At 70.1% G+C, this 17,076-nt stretch carries 14 protein-coding genes; 11 read left to right on the top strand and 3 right to left on the bottom strand.

The features are described from left to right. Positions 1-20: 20 nt before the first annotated feature. From KILIM_RS00130 to KILIM_RS00110, 5 genes are all read left to right on the top strand, one after another. Complete coding sequence (locus KILIM_RS00130; protein WP_006590559.1) at positions 21-1,832, top strand: hypothetical protein; 1,812 nt, start codon at positions 21-23, stop codon at positions 1,830-1,832. Beyond that, a complete protein-coding gene (locus tag KILIM_RS00125) occupies positions 1,829-3,187 on the top strand; it encodes an AMP-binding protein (protein ID WP_006590558.1) in 1,359 nt (452 codons plus the stop codon). The genes KILIM_RS00130 and KILIM_RS00125 overlap by 4 nt, the downstream gene beginning before the upstream one ends. Next, positions 3,184-4,158: an NAD(+) synthase gene (nadE, locus tag KILIM_RS00120; RefSeq protein WP_006590557.1), complete on the top strand. Its 975-nt coding sequence runs from the start codon at positions 3,184-3,186 to the stop codon at positions 4,156-4,158. Before KILIM_RS00125 ends, nadE begins: the two co-directional genes overlap by 4 nt. A gap of 64 nt (positions 4,159-4,222) precedes the next feature. Further along, entirely contained in the window at positions 4,223-4,468 is a 246-nt protein-coding gene (locus KILIM_RS00115) for a hypothetical protein (protein WP_006590556.1), read from the top strand. 1 nt (position 4,469) lies between these two features. Then, complete coding sequence (locus tag KILIM_RS00110; RefSeq protein WP_006590555.1) at positions 4,470-6,449, top strand: asparagine synthetase B family protein; 1,980 nt, start codon at positions 4,470-4,472, stop codon at positions 6,447-6,449. A 107-nt stretch (positions 6,450-6,556) separates the two neighbouring features. Here KILIM_RS00110 and rfbA read toward each other — a convergent pair whose 3' ends face one another. Beyond that, positions 6,557-7,432 (bottom strand): glucose-1-phosphate thymidylyltransferase RfbA, encoded by an 876-nt coding sequence (rfbA, locus tag KILIM_RS00105; RefSeq protein WP_006590554.1) that lies wholly within the window; start codon positions 7,430-7,432, stop codon positions 6,557-6,559. A 56-nt stretch (positions 7,433-7,488) separates the two neighbouring features. Here rfbA and rfbB point away from each other — a divergent pair, with 56 nt between their 5' ends. The 6 genes from rfbB to KILIM_RS00075 are packed head-to-tail and all read left to right on the top strand — an operon-like array spanning position 7,489 to position 13,896. Continuing rightward, on the top strand, positions 7,489-8,487 hold the full coding sequence (gene rfbB, locus KILIM_RS00100) for a dTDP-glucose 4,6-dehydratase (RefSeq protein WP_006590553.1): 999 nt from the start codon (positions 7,489-7,491) through the stop codon (positions 8,485-8,487). A gap of 42 nt (positions 8,488-8,529) precedes the next feature. Next, complete coding sequence (locus KILIM_RS00095; RefSeq protein WP_006590552.1) at positions 8,530-9,936, top strand: sugar nucleotide-binding protein; 1,407 nt, start codon at positions 8,530-8,532, stop codon at positions 9,934-9,936. 7 nt (positions 9,937-9,943) lie between these two features. After that, a complete protein-coding gene (locus KILIM_RS00090) occupies positions 9,944-11,221 on the top strand; it encodes a class I SAM-dependent methyltransferase (protein WP_006590551.1) in 1,278 nt (425 codons plus the stop codon). Then, positions 11,218-12,096, top strand: a complete 879-nt coding sequence (locus tag KILIM_RS00085; protein ID WP_006590550.1) for a glycosyltransferase family protein — start codon at positions 11,218-11,220, stop codon at positions 12,094-12,096. The genes KILIM_RS00090 and KILIM_RS00085 overlap by 4 nt, the downstream gene beginning before the upstream one ends. Position 12,097: 1 nt before the next feature. Continuing rightward, a complete protein-coding gene (locus KILIM_RS00080) occupies positions 12,098-12,760 on the top strand; it encodes a PIG-L deacetylase family protein (RefSeq protein WP_006590549.1) in 663 nt (220 codons plus the stop codon). After that, on the top strand, positions 12,760-13,896 hold the full coding sequence (locus KILIM_RS00075) for a class I SAM-dependent methyltransferase (protein ID WP_006590548.1): 1,137 nt from the start codon (positions 12,760-12,762) through the stop codon (positions 13,894-13,896). The genes KILIM_RS00080 and KILIM_RS00075 overlap by 1 nt, the downstream gene beginning before the upstream one ends. An 8-nt stretch (positions 13,897-13,904) precedes the next feature. Here KILIM_RS00075 and KILIM_RS00070 read toward each other — a convergent pair whose 3' ends face one another. Both KILIM_RS00070 and KILIM_RS00065 read right to left on the bottom strand, forming a co-directional pair. After that, a complete protein-coding gene (locus KILIM_RS00070; protein WP_006590547.1) occupies positions 13,905-15,224 on the bottom strand; it encodes a glutamate-1-semialdehyde 2,1-aminomutase in 1,320 nt (439 codons plus the stop codon). A 27-nt stretch (positions 15,225-15,251) separates the two neighbouring features. Further along, positions 15,252-16,658: a sugar transferase gene (locus KILIM_RS00065; protein WP_006590546.1), complete on the bottom strand. Its 1,407-nt coding sequence runs from the start codon at positions 16,656-16,658 to the stop codon at positions 15,252-15,254. Positions 16,659-17,076 lie beyond the last annotated feature (418 nt).

Raw genomic sequence — 17,076 nt, 5'->3', positions numbered from 1 at the left:
TTCCGTATTGGGGGCACATCATGGCGCTGGATCTGAGGTCGGCATCGGCTCGGTCGGTCGAGCAGCCCGAGGAGGCGTCGCAGCGATCCGCCCGGCTGCAGCATCGCGTGTTGACCTGGTTGCCCGTCGGCGAACGTTGGCTGTCCGTGCGGGTGGACGAGCCCGACGACCGGCAGGCTCGTGGCGCCCTGGTCATCGCCCCCTCCTTCGACCGCGAGGCGGTTGTCTCGTTCCGCACGACCCGTGCTCTGGCCGCTCGCGCGCGCGAGGCCGGCCTGCTCGCCTACACGTTCTCCTGGTCCGGTGACGGCGACTCCACCAGCGCCACGGGAGCGGCCGCGACCGATCCGGCAGCTGCCTGGGAGCAGGAGCTCGCGGCCGTCGTCGCACACGCCCGGCGGATTGTCGGCCCCGAGGCGCCCGTCCACATCGTCGGTCTGCGGCTGGGTGCGGCGGTGCTCGCGCGGGTGCCGCGCGAGCTGACCGGCCCCGGGCAACGCCTCTACTGGGAGCCGGTATCCGGCGCAGCTTTCGTCCGTAACCACGCGCTCATCCGCCGCACCTCCGTGCCCGTCCCGACGGGGCCCGGACAGGTGGAGTTGGACGGTGCGGTACTTGACCCCGAACAGGTCGCCTCTGTTCGCGGATTAGCGGCACCCAAACCCGCTCAGCTGGGTCCCGACGACGCCATCCGCACCGAGCCCGACCGTCGCGCGGCCATGCGCCTCGTGCTGGGCGCCCCGTACTTCGCGCACGTGCCGCTGTCGGTGCTCACCGAGATCGTCGCAGGGCTGCGGCTCGGTCCGGCCAGGCCTCTGCCGGCGTGGCAGCCGCAGACGGTCGCCACCGTGCGACAGCCCGGGCCCGACGGCGCGCCGATCGACATCACCGAGACGCTCTGCGAGGTCGGCCCCAACCGCCTGCCCGCGATCCGCACCCAGGCTGCTGCGGGCGACCCGCAGGTCGCGGTGCTGTTCACCGCGATGGGCGCCGAGGTCAAGGCCGGGCCGGGCAGCATGTGGGCCCGCGCCGCTCGCGACCTTGCGACTCGTGGCGTCGTGTCGCTGCGCGCCGACCGCGGCGGCATCGGCGACGACGCCGATCCCGACCTGGCCCCCGAGCCGCGCCCCTACGTGCCGGAGGCGATCGAGGATGTCGCGACCGCCGTGCGCGAGCTGGCCAGTACGGGCCTGCCCGTGCTCGCGGTAGGCGTGTGCGCCGGAGCGTGGGCGCTCATGCGGGCCGCCGGCCCGGGCTACGAGGCCCCGCTGACCGAGCTTCTCGGCGTCAACACCGTGCATTGGCACCCCGACCCCGCCGTCTACACCGACGCCTTCTACGCCCACTACCACGGGCAAGAAGCCGCCGATCGCAGCGCTCCGGCCCCCAGCGCCGACGAGGCCGCCGAGCCGGAGGAGGCCCAAGAGTCCGCGCCGGCCCTGACGTTGGGCGAGCGGATCGCCCGCGCCAAGGACTACGCGTTCACCGAGCTCGCCATCCGCTATCCGCGGCTGCGCTCGGCGCTGCGTCACGACGTGCCCTTGGATCTGGCCGACCCGATGCTGCGGCAGGTGCCTGCGAGCCTCATCCTCACGCTTCTCTACGGCCCGCACGATCACCGCATCTGGGTGGGCAAGGGCGGCCGTCGGTCGCTGCGCCGGGCGCGCAAACGCGGGCTGCCCCTGACCGTCGTGCGCGATGTCGACGTCGACCACAGCCTGTTCGCCCAGCGTGCGCAGCACGCCACCCTGCGCCTCCTGCGCGAGCGCACCGCCGCCTTGGCCGCGCTGGCGCCTCGCCGCGCCGATGCAGAAGGTGCCGGCAACCGATGACGCTCACGCCCGCGACCCGCGCCCTCGACCACACGCCGGCGGTGCGGCACACCGATCCTGCAACCACGGGTGCGCTGACCACCTACCTGCGGGCGCTGGGCGAGGGCCGTTCGATCGTGGTGCGTCCGCGCGCGGCCTTCGAGGGTCTGAAGCGGGTGACGGCCACCTTGACCGCACTCGCCCCCGATCCGCTGCTCGTCACCGACCTGCACGAGAACGCCGACCTACACAGCGTCACCGATCCGCCGAGCGACAGCGCGGCGGTGCTGCCCGACCCTGAGCCCGAGGCCGTGTTCGCCTACCACACCTCGGGGTCGACGGGCTCACCCAAGTGCGTGGTCTACCGGCGCGAGCAGGTGCTTTCGCACGCGCAGGCGGTGAGCGACGTCCTGGAGTTGGGTCGCGAGTTCGTGTGGGCCGCGCTTCCGCCGATGCGCTTCGCCTATGGGCTGAGCATCGTCAATTCCCACCACTTCGCCGGCCTGCCCGTCACCTTCACCGACGCCGACTGGGGCCTGCCGGGGCTTGAGCCGTTGCTGGCGGACGACGATAAGCCGCTGGCCCTCTATGCGTTGCCGCAGCACACTCCGCTGCTACTGGCGTCGACGATCCCCGGCGACCGGCTCGGGCGGCTACTCATCGCGGGTGGGCGTCTCTCCGGCACCTCGGCTACCGCGTTGGCGCGCCGATTCCCGCGGCTGCAGCTGACGAACATGTACGGGCAGGCGGAGATGGGGCCGCGCCTTGCCACCTGGCACGGTCCGGCGGGCGACTTCACCGAGGGCCTCATCGGCCGCCCTATCCCGGGGGTCACGCTCGCGCTCGCCGATGACGCGCCGCCGGCGGACACCCGTGCCGGCGACGCGAACTCTGCGGGCGAGCCGACCTCGCGAGACGACCGATCGGACTCCCGGCCGATTCTGGCCCGCAGCGAGCACGCGATGACCTACTGTCTGCGCGCCCCCTACGAGGCGTTGGAGCCCTTCGCGGGGCGCACCGAGCTGGTGCCGACCGGCGACCTAGGTCACCGCATCGACGCAGGGCCACACACAACACTGTGGCATCACGCGGGCCGAGCCGACAACGTGGTCAACGTGGCGGGCACGAAGGTGGACGCGCGCCGCGTCGCCGCGATCGTGCATGAGGCGGTGGCCCCGCTGCTCATCGGCGTGAGCACCCGCCCGGGCCGGCTGGGGGGCGACGTCGTGCCGGTCGTCGAGCTGGTGCCCGACGGTCCGGCACCGCGCAGCACCGCCCCGATCCGCCGGGCGTTGCACGCCGAGTTCGGCAGCTTGGCTGCCCTGTTCGACATCAAGTACGTGGACCGATTGACGGCTAAGGAGAGTGGCAAGTGACGCAGGTGAGCACGCAGGAGGGGACCGAGGTCGCAGCACCGGAGGCGGTACAGCAGCGGTGTGAGTGGATCACCGAGCAGGTGCACCGGCTCGGGCGCCGCGGCGCGGTGGTGCAACTGTCGGGGGGCATCGACTCCACGGTGGTCCTGCACCTGTGCGCGCGGGCGCTCGGCACGCAGAATGTCGTCGCGCTGTACCTGCCCGACACCTCGACCGGCCCTGACACCTTGGCCTTCGTCGAGGCCGCTGCGAGCAACGCGGGAGTGCGGCTCGTCGAGCGTTCGATCGGGGCGAGCATCGAGGCGCAGCAGCCGATCGAGCAGATCAACGAGCTCATCCGCAAGTACGAGCCGGGCTACGACCCGGCGACGCACGCCTACTCAGTGAACGCCGCGAACAACGTGGCCAAGCGCCTCGGCGCGCTGGTCTACGAGGTGGCGATCGGCCCGCGGCACGGCAGCCCCGAGAAGACCCTGCGGATGTCCGTGGAGGATCTGCGGGCACTCATCGCGTACCAGAACCGCAAGCAGCGCACCCGCATGCTCTTCGCCTACGCCGAGGCCGAGGCGCTGGGCTACGCGGTCGTGGGCGCGAGCAACGGCGACGAGCTGGACACCGGATTCGTCGTCAAGTACGGCGACGACGCCGCCGACATCTGCGCGATCGGCGACCTGACCAAGCCGGCCGTCTATGCCTTCGCCCGCGAGCTGGGCGTGCCGCAGCAGATCATCGAGCGCACCCCCACGACCGACACCTACGCGCTGGCGCAGTCGCAGGAGGACTACTACTACGCCCTCCCGGCCGACGTGCTGCGTCAGTTGGTGGGCGACGGCGAGAGCGTTCCCAGCGACGAGGCCGTGCAGGCGGCGCTGGAACACGCGCCGGGCTGGAAGGCGGCGGCGCTGCGCCAGGCCGCCACGGGCCTGGCCGCCTCGCTGCGCTACCAGCGCAACCGAAGCCTGCGTCCCTGACCAGCTCCATCACACACCACCAACCAGCAGAACCAGCACTGCCAGCAAAGGGGAAAGACCAGCCATGAAGCCCGACTGGAACACGGTCGAGATCGAGCTGCTCGACAACGTCTTCTACGCCTTCGACGCCGAGAAGGTGCGTGCCAGCGACGATCTGCCGCGCGACGGCATGCTCGACTCGCTGTCGATCGTGGCGATCCTGGAGTCGCTCATCGAGGCGACCGGGCAGGAGGAGGAGGCGTTCGACGACGCCCAGGCGACCGACTTCCGCAACCTGGGCGCGATCCGCGAGCTGTACGAGCGGATCTGAGGTGTGTGGCTTCGCCGTCGTCGTGGGACCCGACGCGGTGCAAGCGGCCCGCGGTGCCCCCGACTGGGAGCAGCGCGTGGCCGTCGTGCAGGAGGCGCTGCGCCGGCGCGGGCCCGATGAGTCCGCGTGGTGGCACAGCCAACAGGCGATCGTCGCCTCCTCCCGTCTGATCCACTGGCAGGAGGGCGCGGCGCATCAGCCGTACACCGACGACGCCGGGGGGTTCGGCGTCTTCAACGGTGAGCTGTTCAACCTGCCGGCGCTGCAAGAACGACTCGGCCTGCCCGGCGCCTCGGAGATCGAGGCGCTGGTCGCGGGCCTGCGGGCCGAGGGAGATGCGTTCTTCGCAGCTGTCGACGGGCAGTTCGCCGCTGTTCTGCGGACCGCGGCCGGCGAGCCCTTCGTCGCCGCGCGGGACCGCTTCGGCATCGCCCCGCTGTACGTGGCGCCGGTGGCCGGTGGGGTGGCCTTGGCGTCGAACCTTCAGTCCCTGTTGGCGCTTGCCGGGGGCGACTGGCCCCTATCGACGGCGGGCCTGCGGGGGGTGTTGACGACCTGGGCGCCGACGGATGGGCAGACCGCCGTCGAGGGCGTCTCCCAGGTGCCGCCGGGCGAGGTGATCGTCGCCAAACCCGACGGCTCGTTCGAGCAGCACTCGTGGGCCGCCCAGGCCTTCGCGACCCGACCGGCGACTGCTGGCCAGGCCGCGGCCCGAGCCGGAGCCGAATCCGAGTCGGACGAGGGGCTCGCGGAGCAACTACAGGCCGCGCTGACTGAGTCGATTCGGGCGCGGATGCGCTCGACGACCCCGGTGTCGTGCCTGATCAGCGGCGGGATCGACTCGACGATCATCGCGACGATCGCCGCTCGCCTCGGCGCGGACCGGGGCATCGGCCTGGTGCTCGAGGGCGACGAGGTGGTCGGTGCGCGGCAACGTCAGGTCGCGGCTGCCGCCGGCCTCGACCTCATCCAGCACACCGTGACCCCCGCGGAGACCGTGTCGGTGTTGCGCGACTACGTCGCCACCCGCCGGGTGCCGCTGGTGCGCCTCGGCCCGGTCGGTATGACGGCCCTGGCGCGCCGCGCGCGGCACGAGGGGATCCGAGCGGTGCTGTCAGGCGAGGGCGCCGACGAGCTGTTCGCGGGCTACGACTCCTACCGGATCCTCGCGGCGCGCGCCGGACTGTTCGGCCCGGTCACGGAGTTGGACTGGGCCGCCTTCGGTGAGCCGGAGTTCGACGCCGAGCGCGGCCCCCGCTGGGCGCGCGGCTACTGGAGGTCGCTCGTGCGTCTCGCCTCCGGCACTCCCACGGGCCGCGGCGACCTGCTGCGCCCTGTCGCTGGTCTGCTCGCGCCGAGCCTGACCGTATCCGCCGCCCAGTCCGCGACGACACCCGACTGCGAGCGGATCCCCGACTCGGCTGCAGACGCCGACGCGCACACTCCTGACGTGCCGACGATCGAGGCCACGCTCCTGGATCGCCGCGACGACGACCTGCGCGACCTGCTCGGCGCCTACCTGCTGACGGTGCAAGGCGATCACGCGTGGATGGAGGAGTCGGTGGAGTTGCGCCCGCCGTATCTGTCTGCGGGCGTCGCCGAACTGGCCCTGAGTCACTCCCCCGCCGACTTCGTCGCGCCGGGTAACGGTAAGCAGCCGGTCCGCCGCCTGCTCGCCCGACTCGCGCAGGACAATCCGGCGTTGGCGCAACTCGACTTCGCCAAGGCAGCCTTCCGGGTCGACGTCCGGTTCGTACTGCGCGACCCGAGCGCCTTCGACGCCCTGACGGCTCTCATGGCGCGGGCCCCGGGCGACCTCGTCGACGTGCCCGCGGTGCTCGAGCGCGCGGCCCACTGCCGCCGCGCCGGCACCTGCAGCGAGGCCGAGTCCATGCTCTTCACCTTCGCCGCCAGCCTGGGCGTCCTCGCCTCGACGCAGGCCGAGTCAGCGGCGCCAGTCCCGGAGTTCCAGCAGGCCTGACCGCCGGCGCGGCGGTTGCCGTCCCTGCCGAGCGCTGCGGTCGCGACAGCAACCGTCGACAGTCAGCACAACGGCCAGGATCTGGACGTACGTACGGACGGCAGTGGTCAACGACCCCGGCCGTGGGCCAGCAGGCCGTGCAGGTAGGTGCCGTAGCCGGACTTGGCCAACGCGTCGGCCCGTTGGGACAGGCCTGCGTCGTCGAGGAAGCCCATGCGCCAGGCGGCCTCCTCCGGGCAGCCGATCTTCAGCCCCTGGCGGGCCTGAATGGTGCGGACGAAGTCGCCGGCGTCGTGCAGGGAGTCGAAGGTGCCGGTGTCGAGCCACGCGGTGCCGCGTTCGAGCACGCTGACCTTGAGTCGACCCTGGGCCAGGTAGTGGCGGTTGACGTCGGTGATCTCGTACTCCCCGCGAGCCGAAGGCGCCAGGTCGCGGGCGATCTGCACGACGTCGTTGTCGTAGAAGTAGAGCCCTGGCACCGCGTAGTTGGATTTCGGCGCCGCGGGCTTCTCCTCGATGGAGCGGGCCACGCCGGCCTCGTCGAATTCGACGACGCCGTAGGCGGTGGCGTCGGCGACCCAGTACGCGAAGACGACCCCGCCGTTCAGGCCCCGCACCAACTGCAGCTGGGTGCCCAGGCCATGGCCGTAGAAGATGTTGTCGCCGAGCACGAGGGCGACCTCTTCGCCGCCGATGAAGTCGGCGCCGATGGTGAATGCCTGGGCCAGTCCGTCGGGCGACGGCTGCTGCGCGTACGTGATCGCGAGCCCGAATTTGGATCCGTCGCCGAGCAGTCGCTCGAAACCTGACGCCTCGTGCGGGGTGGTGATGACCAACACGTCCTGGATGCCCGCCAACACGAGCGTCGACAGCGGGTAGTAGATCATCGGCTTGTCGTAGACCGGCACGAGCTGCTTACTGATGCCCTGCGTGATGGGGTGCAGACGGGTGCCCGTACCCCCGGCCAGGATGATTCCGCGCATGACTCCATATCGACGCACGCCAGAGATACCTTTGGCGCACGCCTAAGATGTAAGGCATGGCCAGCTATCTTGTCACCGGCGGAGCCGGCTTCATCGGCTCCAATTTCGTCCGGCACACGTTGGCACACACTGAGCACACCGTGACCGTGCTCGACAAACTAACCTATGCCGGCGACCGCCGCACGCTGGAGGATCTGCCGGAGCAACGGTGCCGCCTGGTCGTCGGCGATATCGCCGACCCGGAGGTCGTCGATGAGCTCGTCGGCTCCCATGACGTCGTCGTCCATTTCGCCGCCGAGTCGCACAACGACAACTCGCTGCGGGAGCCGTGGCCGTTCGTGCAGACCAATATCGTCGGCACCTACGCCCTGCTGGAGGCCGCCCGTCGACACGACGTGCGGTTCCACCACATCTCGACCGACGAGGTCTACGGCGACCTCGAACTCGACGATCCGGACAAGTTCACGCCCAGCACCCCCTACAACCCCTCGAGCCCGTACTCGAGCACTAAGGCCGGCTCCGATCTGCTCGTGCGGGCGTGGGTCCGCTCGTTCGGGGTGCGCGCGACGATCAGCAATTGCTCCAACAACTACGGGCCCTACCAGCACGTCGAGAAGTTCATCCCGCGCCAGATCACCAATGTCATCGACGGGGTGCGGCCGCGGTTGTACGGGGCGGGACTGAATGTGCGCGACTGGATCCACGCCGACGACCACTCTTCCGCGGTGCTGCGCATCATCGAGGCGGGTGAGATCGGCGAGACCTACCTCATCGGAGCCGACGGCGAGAAGGACAACAAGAGCGTCGTCGAGTTGATCTTGCAGCTCATGGGGCAGCCCGCCGACGCCTACGACCACGTGACCGACCGCGCGGGCCACGACCTGCGGTACGCGATCGACGCCAGCCGGCTGCGCGATGAGCTCGGCTGGCGGCCGCAATTCTCCGACTTCCCCTCCGGCCTCGCCGACACCATCGAGTGGTATCGGTCGCACGAGGACTGGTGGCGGCCGCAGAAGGCCGCGACCGAGGCCAGGTACGCCGCCACCGGCCAGTAGCCTTCGCGCAGAAACCCTGCCCCGATCGAGAGAGACTCTGGCGTGACCGATCTCGCCGTGCACACCACCGACATCCCCGGCCTGCTGCTGGTCGACCTGCCCGTCCACGGTGACAACCGGGGGTGGTTCAAGGAGAACTGGCAGCGGGCCAAGATGACCGCGCTCGGGCTGCCGGACTTCTGGCCGGTGCAGCAGAACGTGTCGTTCAACGACGAGGTAGGCGTCACCCGCGGCATCCACGCCGAGCCCTGGGACAAATTCGTCTCGGTAGCCACCGGCCGGGTCTTCGGTGCCTGGGTCGACCTGCGCGAGGGCGAGAGCCACGGGCGGGTCGTCACGAGCGAGATCACCCCTGGCCGAGCGGTGTTCGTGCCCCGGGGCGTCGGCAACGCCTACCAGACCCTCGAGCCGGCGACCGCCTACAGCTACCTGGTCAACGACCACTGGAGTCCGGCGGCCCGAGACCAGTACACGTTCGTGGGCTTGCACGACGAGAGCCTCGGCATCGACTGGCCGGTGCCGTTGGCCGACGCCATTCTCTCGGAGGCCGACAAGAGCCATCCGCTGCTCATCGAGTCGCGTCTGGTGCCGCAACCGGTGACGCTTATGATCGGCGCCGGCGGTCAGCTCGGACAGGCTCTGGCGACGACCCTGCCGGACGTTCGCGCCCTCACCCGGGCGGAATGCGACCTCACCGACCCGGCCTCGGTCGCGGCGCTGGACCTGTCGCAGGTGCAGGCGATCGTCAACGCCGCCGCCTACACAGCGGTCGACGCCGCGGAAAGCGCCGAGGGTCGCCGAGAGGCCTGGGCCGCGAACGTCACCGGCGTCGCCGCCATCGTCGCGCGGGCCCGCGAGCACGGCATCCCGATCGTGCACGTCTCCTCCGACTACGTCTTCGACGGCGTCGCCACCGAGCACGACGAGGACGAGCCTTTCTCCCCGCTGGGCGTCTACGGGCAGACCAAAGCGGCCGGTGACGCGATCGTCGCCAGCTACGAGCGCCACTACATCGTGCGCACGACGTGGGTCGTGGGCGAGGGCAAGAACTTCGTGGCGACGATGGCGATGCTGGCCGACAAGGGCATCAGCCCGACGGTTGTCGACGACCAATTCGGCCGCCTCACCTTCACCGCCGACCTCGCCGAAGGCATCGCGCACCTGCTGGCTACCCGCCCCGCCTACGGCACCTACAACCTGACGAACACCGGCCCGGCCCGCTCCTGGGCCGACATCGCCGCCGACGTCTTCGAGCTGCGCGGCCGCGACCGCGCCGACGTGTCGCCGGTGAGTACCGCTGTCTACGGCGAGGGCAAGAACATGGCACCACGTCCGACGCACAGCGCCCTACAACTGAACAAGATCGTCGCCACCGGGTTCACCCCGGCGAGCGAGGAGGACCGACTCCGCACCTATGTGGCGGGCCTGGCCGCCAGGACGGTTGAATAGCCCAACCATGCCTGAGTCTTCAGCCTCGCTCCCCTGCCGCATCTGCGGCGCCCCGCTGACCACGACCTTCGTCGATCTGGGGGCATCGCCTCCCTGCGAGGCGATCCTCACCCGCGAGGAGAGCGAGCGCGGGGAGAGCGCCTATCCGCTGCACGTGCGGATCTGCGACGAGTGCCTGCTCGTGCAACTGCCCGAGGTGATCCCCGCCGAGGAGATCTTCACCGACGAGTACGCGTACTTCTCCTCCTTCTCCACCTCGTGGATCGAGCACGCGCGGCGATACGCCGAGGCGATGATCGAGCGGTTGGAGCTGGGGCCGAGCAGCTTCGTCGTCGAGGTCGCCAGCAACGACGGCTACCTGCTGCGACACTTCCGCGACGCCGGCATCCCGTGCCTGGGCGTGGAGCCCACAGCCAACACCGCGGCCGCCGCGCGCGAGCAAGGCATCGAGACCGAGGTCGTCTTTCTCGGCGAGGCCACCGGCACCGACATCGCGACCCGGCATCGGCGCGCCGACCTCGTGGTCGCCAATAATGTGTACGCGCACGTGCCCGACCTGGCCGACTTCACCAAGGGTCTCGCGGCGCTGCTCGCCCCCACCGGCACCCTGACCATGGAGTTTCCGCACCTGGCGCGGCTCATCGACGAGCGCCAGTACGACACGATCTACCACGAGCACTTTCAGTACTACACGCTGCTCACCGCCCAGCGCGCCGTCGCCCTCGGCGGCCTGACGGTCGTCGATGTCGACGAGCTGAGCACGCATGGCGGTTCGTTGCGCATCTACTGCCAGCACGCCGATGCCGCCGGCGAGCCCAGCGCGGCCGTCACCGAGTTGCTGGCCCGCGAGGAGGCCGCCGGGCTGCACAGCCTCGCCGGCCACGCCGGCTTCGAGGAGGCAGTGCGTGTCGTCAAGCGCGACCTGCTCCGCTTCCTGCTCGACGCCCAGGAGCAGGGCGAGCGGGTCGTCGGCTACGGCGCCCCGGGCAAGGGCAACACCCTGCTGAACCACTGTGGCATCCGGCCCGACCTGCTCGAGTTCACCGTCGACCGCAACCACCACAAACACGGCAAGTTCTTGCCCGGCAGCCGCATCCCCGTGCTCCCGCCCGAGGCCATCGAGGCCGCCCGCCCCGACTACGTGCTCGTGCTGCCGTGGAACCTGCGCGCCGAGATCTCCGCGCAACTGCACTACGTCGCCGACTGGGGCGGCCAGCTCGTCTTCGCCATTCCGCACCTGCAGATCGTCGAACCCGGAGCGTCGGGAGAAGGAGCCCAGTCATGAAGGTCGTGCTGTTCTGCGGCGGCTACGGCATGCGGATGCGCGACGGTGTCGACGACCTGCCCAAACCCATGGCGATGGTCGGCAACCGGCCGCTCATCTGGCACGTGATGCGCTACTACGCGCACTTCGGCCACAAGGAGTTCATCCTCGCGATGGGTTACGGTGCCCGGCACATCTCCCGCTACTTCACCGAATACGACGAAACCCACTCCAACGACTTCGTCATCGAGAACGGCCAGGTCAGGCCGCTGACCACGGACGTTGCCGACTGGAAGATCACCTTCGTACACACCGGCATCGAGACCCCCATCGGGGAGCGCCTGCGCCGCGTCGCCGCGCACCTCGGCGACGACGAGTTCTTCATGGCCAACTACGCCGACGTGCTCACCGACGCGCCGCTGGACAAGGTCATCGAGCGCTTCGAGCGGTCCACCGCCCTCGCCTCGTTGCTGGCCGTGCCGCCCCAATCGGCGTTCCACATCGTCGACGTCGACGACGCCGACGACCCTAACGGCGCGCACACCGTCACCGACATCCGCTCGCTGTCGACGATGCACATCCGCGAGAACGGCGGATACTTCGTCATGCGTCGCGAACTGCTCGACCACCTGCAGCCGGGCAAGGATCTCGTCGGCGACACCCTCACCGACCTCACCCACCAGGGCAAGGTGCTGGCCTACCCCTACGACGGATTCTGGATGCCGGCCGACACGGTCAAGGAGCGTGAGCAACTCGAACAGCTCTCCCGCTCCGGCGAGGCGCCGTGGCGGGTCTGGGCCACCGACAGCGTCTCCGCCTCGTGCCCGGCCGGCGTCGGCGGCCCCGTCCCCGGATTCGACGAACTCGCTGCGGTCGCACCCCTGTCGGGCCGCTGACATGCTGAATGTGCCACTGCCGCAGCTGGATCGGCCACTGCGCGTGCTGCTGCTCGGCGCGCACTGCGACGACATCGAGATCGGCGCCGGCGGCACCGTCGCCGCGCTCGCGCAGCAGCGGCCCGACACACAGTTCGCCGCCGTGATCCTGACCTCAGTGCCGGAGCGGGCCGCCGAGTCCCGCGCCTGCCTGGCCGCGTTGGCCAACCCCGCCGACATCGAGGTGACGGTGCACGACCTGCCCGACACCCGGCTCCCGTCGCACTTCGACGAGGTCAAGGACGTGCTCGCCGACCTGGCGCGCCAGCCCTGGGACCTCGTGCTGACGCACCAGCGGTACGACGCGCATCAGGACCACCGGCTGCTCGGCGAGTTGGCCCCCACCGCCTTTCGCGACCACCTCGTGTGGCACTTCGAGATCCCCAAGTGGGACGGCGACCTGGGCACGTCCCGCCCCAACGTGTATGTGCCCCTGACTCGGGCGCAGATCGACGCCAAGTGGGCCGTGCTCGACGAGCACTACGTGAGCCAGCGCGGCAAGGACTGGTGGGACGCCGAGACGTTCTCCGCCCTGGCGCGGTTGCGCGGCATGGAGTGCCGGGCGCCCTACGCCGAGGCGTTTCGGGTGGAGAAGCTGACCGTCGACCTGAGCGCAGGTGCCTGATGAGCGACGCAACCCTTGGAGCGGCGACCCCGGTGACCCGGTGCCGCGGCTGCGGCAGCGACGACCTGGCGAGCGTCCTCGACCTGGGCCCGCAGCCCGCGTGCGACCACTTTCCGCCGGCCGACGACCCCGGCCCCGATCCGCGGTGGCCGCTCGGTCTGCTGCTGTGCGGCGAGTGCGCGCTGCTGCAGCTTGATCACGACTCCCCCGCGCCCGAGGAGCCGCTGGCCGTCGAATCGGCGACCCTACAACGGCACGCCGTAGAGGTGATCGACCGCCTGCTCGATCGTCTCGACCTGCCCAAAAGTTGGACCTACCGAGAGTTCGCCAGCCACCACGGCGGCTCGTGGACCGCCGCACTGGACGCCCACGGCGGGGTGGCGGTCGAGGGCGGTGCCGCGCTCGTCATCGACAACCAGTCGATCATCCACGCCGACGACCTCGAGCCCGAGCTCGCTCAGCGCGTCGCGGCGCTCGGCGACGACGGGCTGCTCGTCATCGAGTTTCACCACGCCCTGCGCCAACTGCTCGACGCCCAGTTCGACACCGTCCGCCACGGGCACCCGCTGTACTTCTCGCTGCACTCCTGGTCGGCGGCCTGCGCTCGGCACGGGCTGACCGTCGTCGACGCCTGGGAGGAGGACGTCTTCGGCGGCTGCCTCGTCGTCGTCGCCCGCCGCACCGAACACGCACCAGCACACCCCAGCGGCGACGTCGAGCGAATCCTGGCTGCGGAACGAGCCGCGCTGGCGACCACGCCGACCGGCTACGAAAGCCTCGCTGCGCGGGCCCGAGCGGCCACCGACGGCCTGCGCGACCTCCTGGAGGAGGAGGCGGCCGGCCGCTCCGTCGCGGCGTACGGCGCCGGATCCAAGGCAGTCACCTTTCTCAACGTCGCCGGCATCGGCGCCGACCTCGTGCCGCTCGTCGCCGACCTCTCCCCCGGCAAGCAGGGTCGGCGGCTGCCCGGCGCGCACATCCGGATCGTCTCTCCCGAGGAGCTGGTGGCCGCCGCGCCTGATGTGGTCGCCGTGCTCACCTGGGATATCGCGCCGGAGGTCGTTGGCTCCCTGCGCGACCGCGGCCTGCACGCCCGCTTCGTCGTGCCGCTGCCAACCCTCACCGACGTCGACTGATCGGCTGGTCAGGCTTTCGCGCGGAACACCGGCTTGACGCTGGCCCCACCCAGATACGGGGTCGGGTCGCCGGTTTCCAGCGCCGCAGCGTAGACGGGCAGAGCGGCGCGCACGGCGGCGGCGGTCGCCTCGATGTCTGCGTCGGTGAGGGCGGTGTTGACGACGAAGCTGGGACCGACGACGCCGTGGTGGATGAATTGTCGCATGAACAGTGTGCGGAAGGGCTGCGAGGGCTGGCCCTGCCCGTCAAGGGTGACGTAGACGAGGTTGCAGTCCCGGCCGCGCACCTGCACGTAGTCGCTCAGACCCGCCTCCGCTACGACCTCCTCGACGGCCGCGCGCAGGCGTCCGCCGATCGCCATCAGTCGTGCCGCGACCTCCTCCTCGCGGTGCACCTGCAGGGTGGCGCGCATCGCGGCCAGACCCGTGCTCTCCCCCCCGTGCGTCGTGGAGAGCAGGAACACCCGATCGGCGTCGGTGTTGAGGCCGCCCAGCTCCATGATCTCTCGGCGGCCCGCGAGCGCCGAGACCGAATAGCCGTTGCCCAGGGCTTTACCGAAAGTGCACAGATCGGGCACCACGCCGTGCAGGCTGTGCGCGCCACCCAGGGCCCAGCGCAGCCCGGTGATCATCTCGTCGAAGATCACCAGCGTGCCGTGCTCGTGCGCGAGGTCGATGAGCGACTGCAAGTAGCCCGGAGGCGCAGTGCTGGCGCCCGCCTCGACCTCCAGAAGGATCGCGGCGACCCGGTCGCGGTAGCGGGCGAACATCGCCCGCAGCGACTCCAAGTCACCGTAGGGAAAGCTGACCGTCAGCTCGCGCGTCGACTCCGGCACGCCGGCGGCCATGGGCGTTGTGCCGATGAACCAGTCGTCGGTGGAGAAGAACGGCTGGTCGCGGCAGATCGCGACGAGATCACGGCCCGTGGCCGCCCGGGCGAGCTTGGCCGCCGCGGTGGTGACGTCCGATCCGTTCTTGGCGAACTTCACCATCTCCATCGTTGGCACGGCCGCCAAGAAGTCTTCCGCAGCGGCCAGCTCCAGCCGGCTCGGGCGCACGAAGTTCAAACCCTGCCTCAGCGCGGCGCTCACCGCCTCGTCGACCCGCGGATGCGCGTGCCCCAGAATGACCGACCGCAGGCCCGCCCCGTATTCGACGTACTCGTTGCCGTCGACATCCCAGACGTGCGCGCCCCGACCGCGCTCGATGACCAACGGGCAGTCCGCCGGGTATTGGTCGGGCCCCTTGGCGTAGGTGTGGGCGCCGCCCGGCACCAGGTGGGCAAGCCGCTGGGCGGCAGCGATCGACCCCTGGAACGTTCGCGTCATGACGGCAGTCTGGCGCAGGACCGCAACTCAGTAGGCGCCGGACCCCGCGACGACCGCCTTCACCGTGCGCAGCAGAATGTGCAGGTCACCGGCGGGCGACCAGTTGTCCACGTAGTGCAGGTCGAGGCGCAGCGACTCCTCCCACGACAGGTCGGAACGGCCGCTGACCTGCCACAGACCCGTCATGCCCGGCTTGACCCGCAAGCGACGGTGGGCGTCCGGCTCGTATTGATCGACCTCGCGGGCCAGTGGCGGCCGAGGTCCCACGAGCGACATCTCGCCGCGCAGCACGTTGAACATCTGCGGCAGCTCGTCGAGGGAGTAACGGCGCAGGTACTTGCCGATGCCCGTCACCCGCGGATCGTCCTTCATCTTGAACATCAACGCGTTGCCGTCGCTGCTGGCCGCCAAGGTCGCCAGCCGCGACTCCGCATCAACAACCATCGTGCGGAACTTCAGCATGGCGAACGGGCGACCGCGCACCCCCACCCGCTGCTGCCGGAAGAACACGGGGCCGCCATCGCCGAGTTTGACCGCCACGGCGATCGCCACCAGCACCGGGCTGAGCAGGGCGACGATGATCGCGGCGACGCAGGTATCCATGATGGATTTGGAGATCACGTGCACGGGGGTGGCGGCGGGTCGCTCGACGTGAAGCAACGACAGGTTTTGCGAGGGTCGGATCGACAGACGGGGGCCGGCAACGTCGAGCAGACCCGGCGCGACGATGAGCTCGACCCCACGGTCTTCCAGAGCCCACGTCAGTCGTCTCAAGGCGGGGCCGGCCAGATCGGGGTGGGAGGCGACAGCGACGACCTCCGCGTCCGCGAGGTCGACGGCATCGACGGCCAAGGTCGGCGGCCCGAGCACCGGCACGCCGCCGATCTTGCCGACGCTCAGCGGAGCGCCACTGAGATCGGTGGCGCACACAGCGACAGGAAGCAGACCCTGCGCGGGCTCGGAGTTCAGCGAATGGATGAGGGCGCTGACCGAGTCCGCGCGCCCCACGACGACCGTGCGCTGCATGAGCCGCCCTTGGCAGCGCATGCGCAACAGCCACCGCTGCAGCACGAGGCGGGCGGCGAGCGAACCGATGACGAGGATCGACATCACCGTGAACACGTACACCCGGGACAAGCCCAGGTTGGTGACATAGGCGACAATCGCCACAGTGGCCAGGATCCCCAGTGCAGCTCTGGCCAGCGCGCGGAACTGGTAGTTGCCCTGCGCAAGGCGCCGCCGACCGTAGGCATCCGCCATCCACAGCGCCAACAGCCACACGAGTCCGACAGTCGGCACACCAAGGGCGTAAAACGCTAAGGCGGGGAGCGTTTGATCTAGCTGTGTCGCCAGGCCCGCCAGCCCTGCCGCGAGCGCAATGATCAGGTCGGTCGGGATGAGCTTGAGTTGGTACCGCGAGTGCCACGTGCGCACACCCGCTGAGCGACCAGTCGACCTGTCCTCATCCAGGAGGGGAACAGGGACAACTCCCGAATCTCGGGAGCGCTGCGCCGCGCGGTGTCGACCGGGCGCACGGGTTACCGGGTTGACTTGCGGCGGCGCGGTAGCGGACACGTAGAGCTCCCTGGCAGGACCGGCCTCAGAACCGGCGGGCAGGAGGACCCCGCCCCCGGGACCCCCAATGACAATGTCCTGGACTAGCGTCCTGGACGCTTGTGACCTTAGCGGGGTGCGAAGCATGCCACAACCTTCAACTCTTTGCGAATCGAAGTCGGTTACGCACCAGCCCAGCCGCTGAGCTCACTACGGGCACAGTACATTTCGTCCAGGATGCGCACTAGGGGTGCGTACCCCTTTCCGGGATAACCCCGCATCTACCAGGCGCTGAAGA

Origin of the sequence: Kineosphaera limosa NBRC 100340, assembly GCF_000298215.1 — a bacterium.
Taxonomy (GTDB): domain Bacteria; phylum Actinomycetota; class Actinomycetes; order Actinomycetales; family Dermatophilaceae; genus Kineosphaera; species Kineosphaera limosa.
Note: the sequence above shows the minus strand (reverse complement) of the source record. Positions and strands in the feature narration are given on the sequence as shown.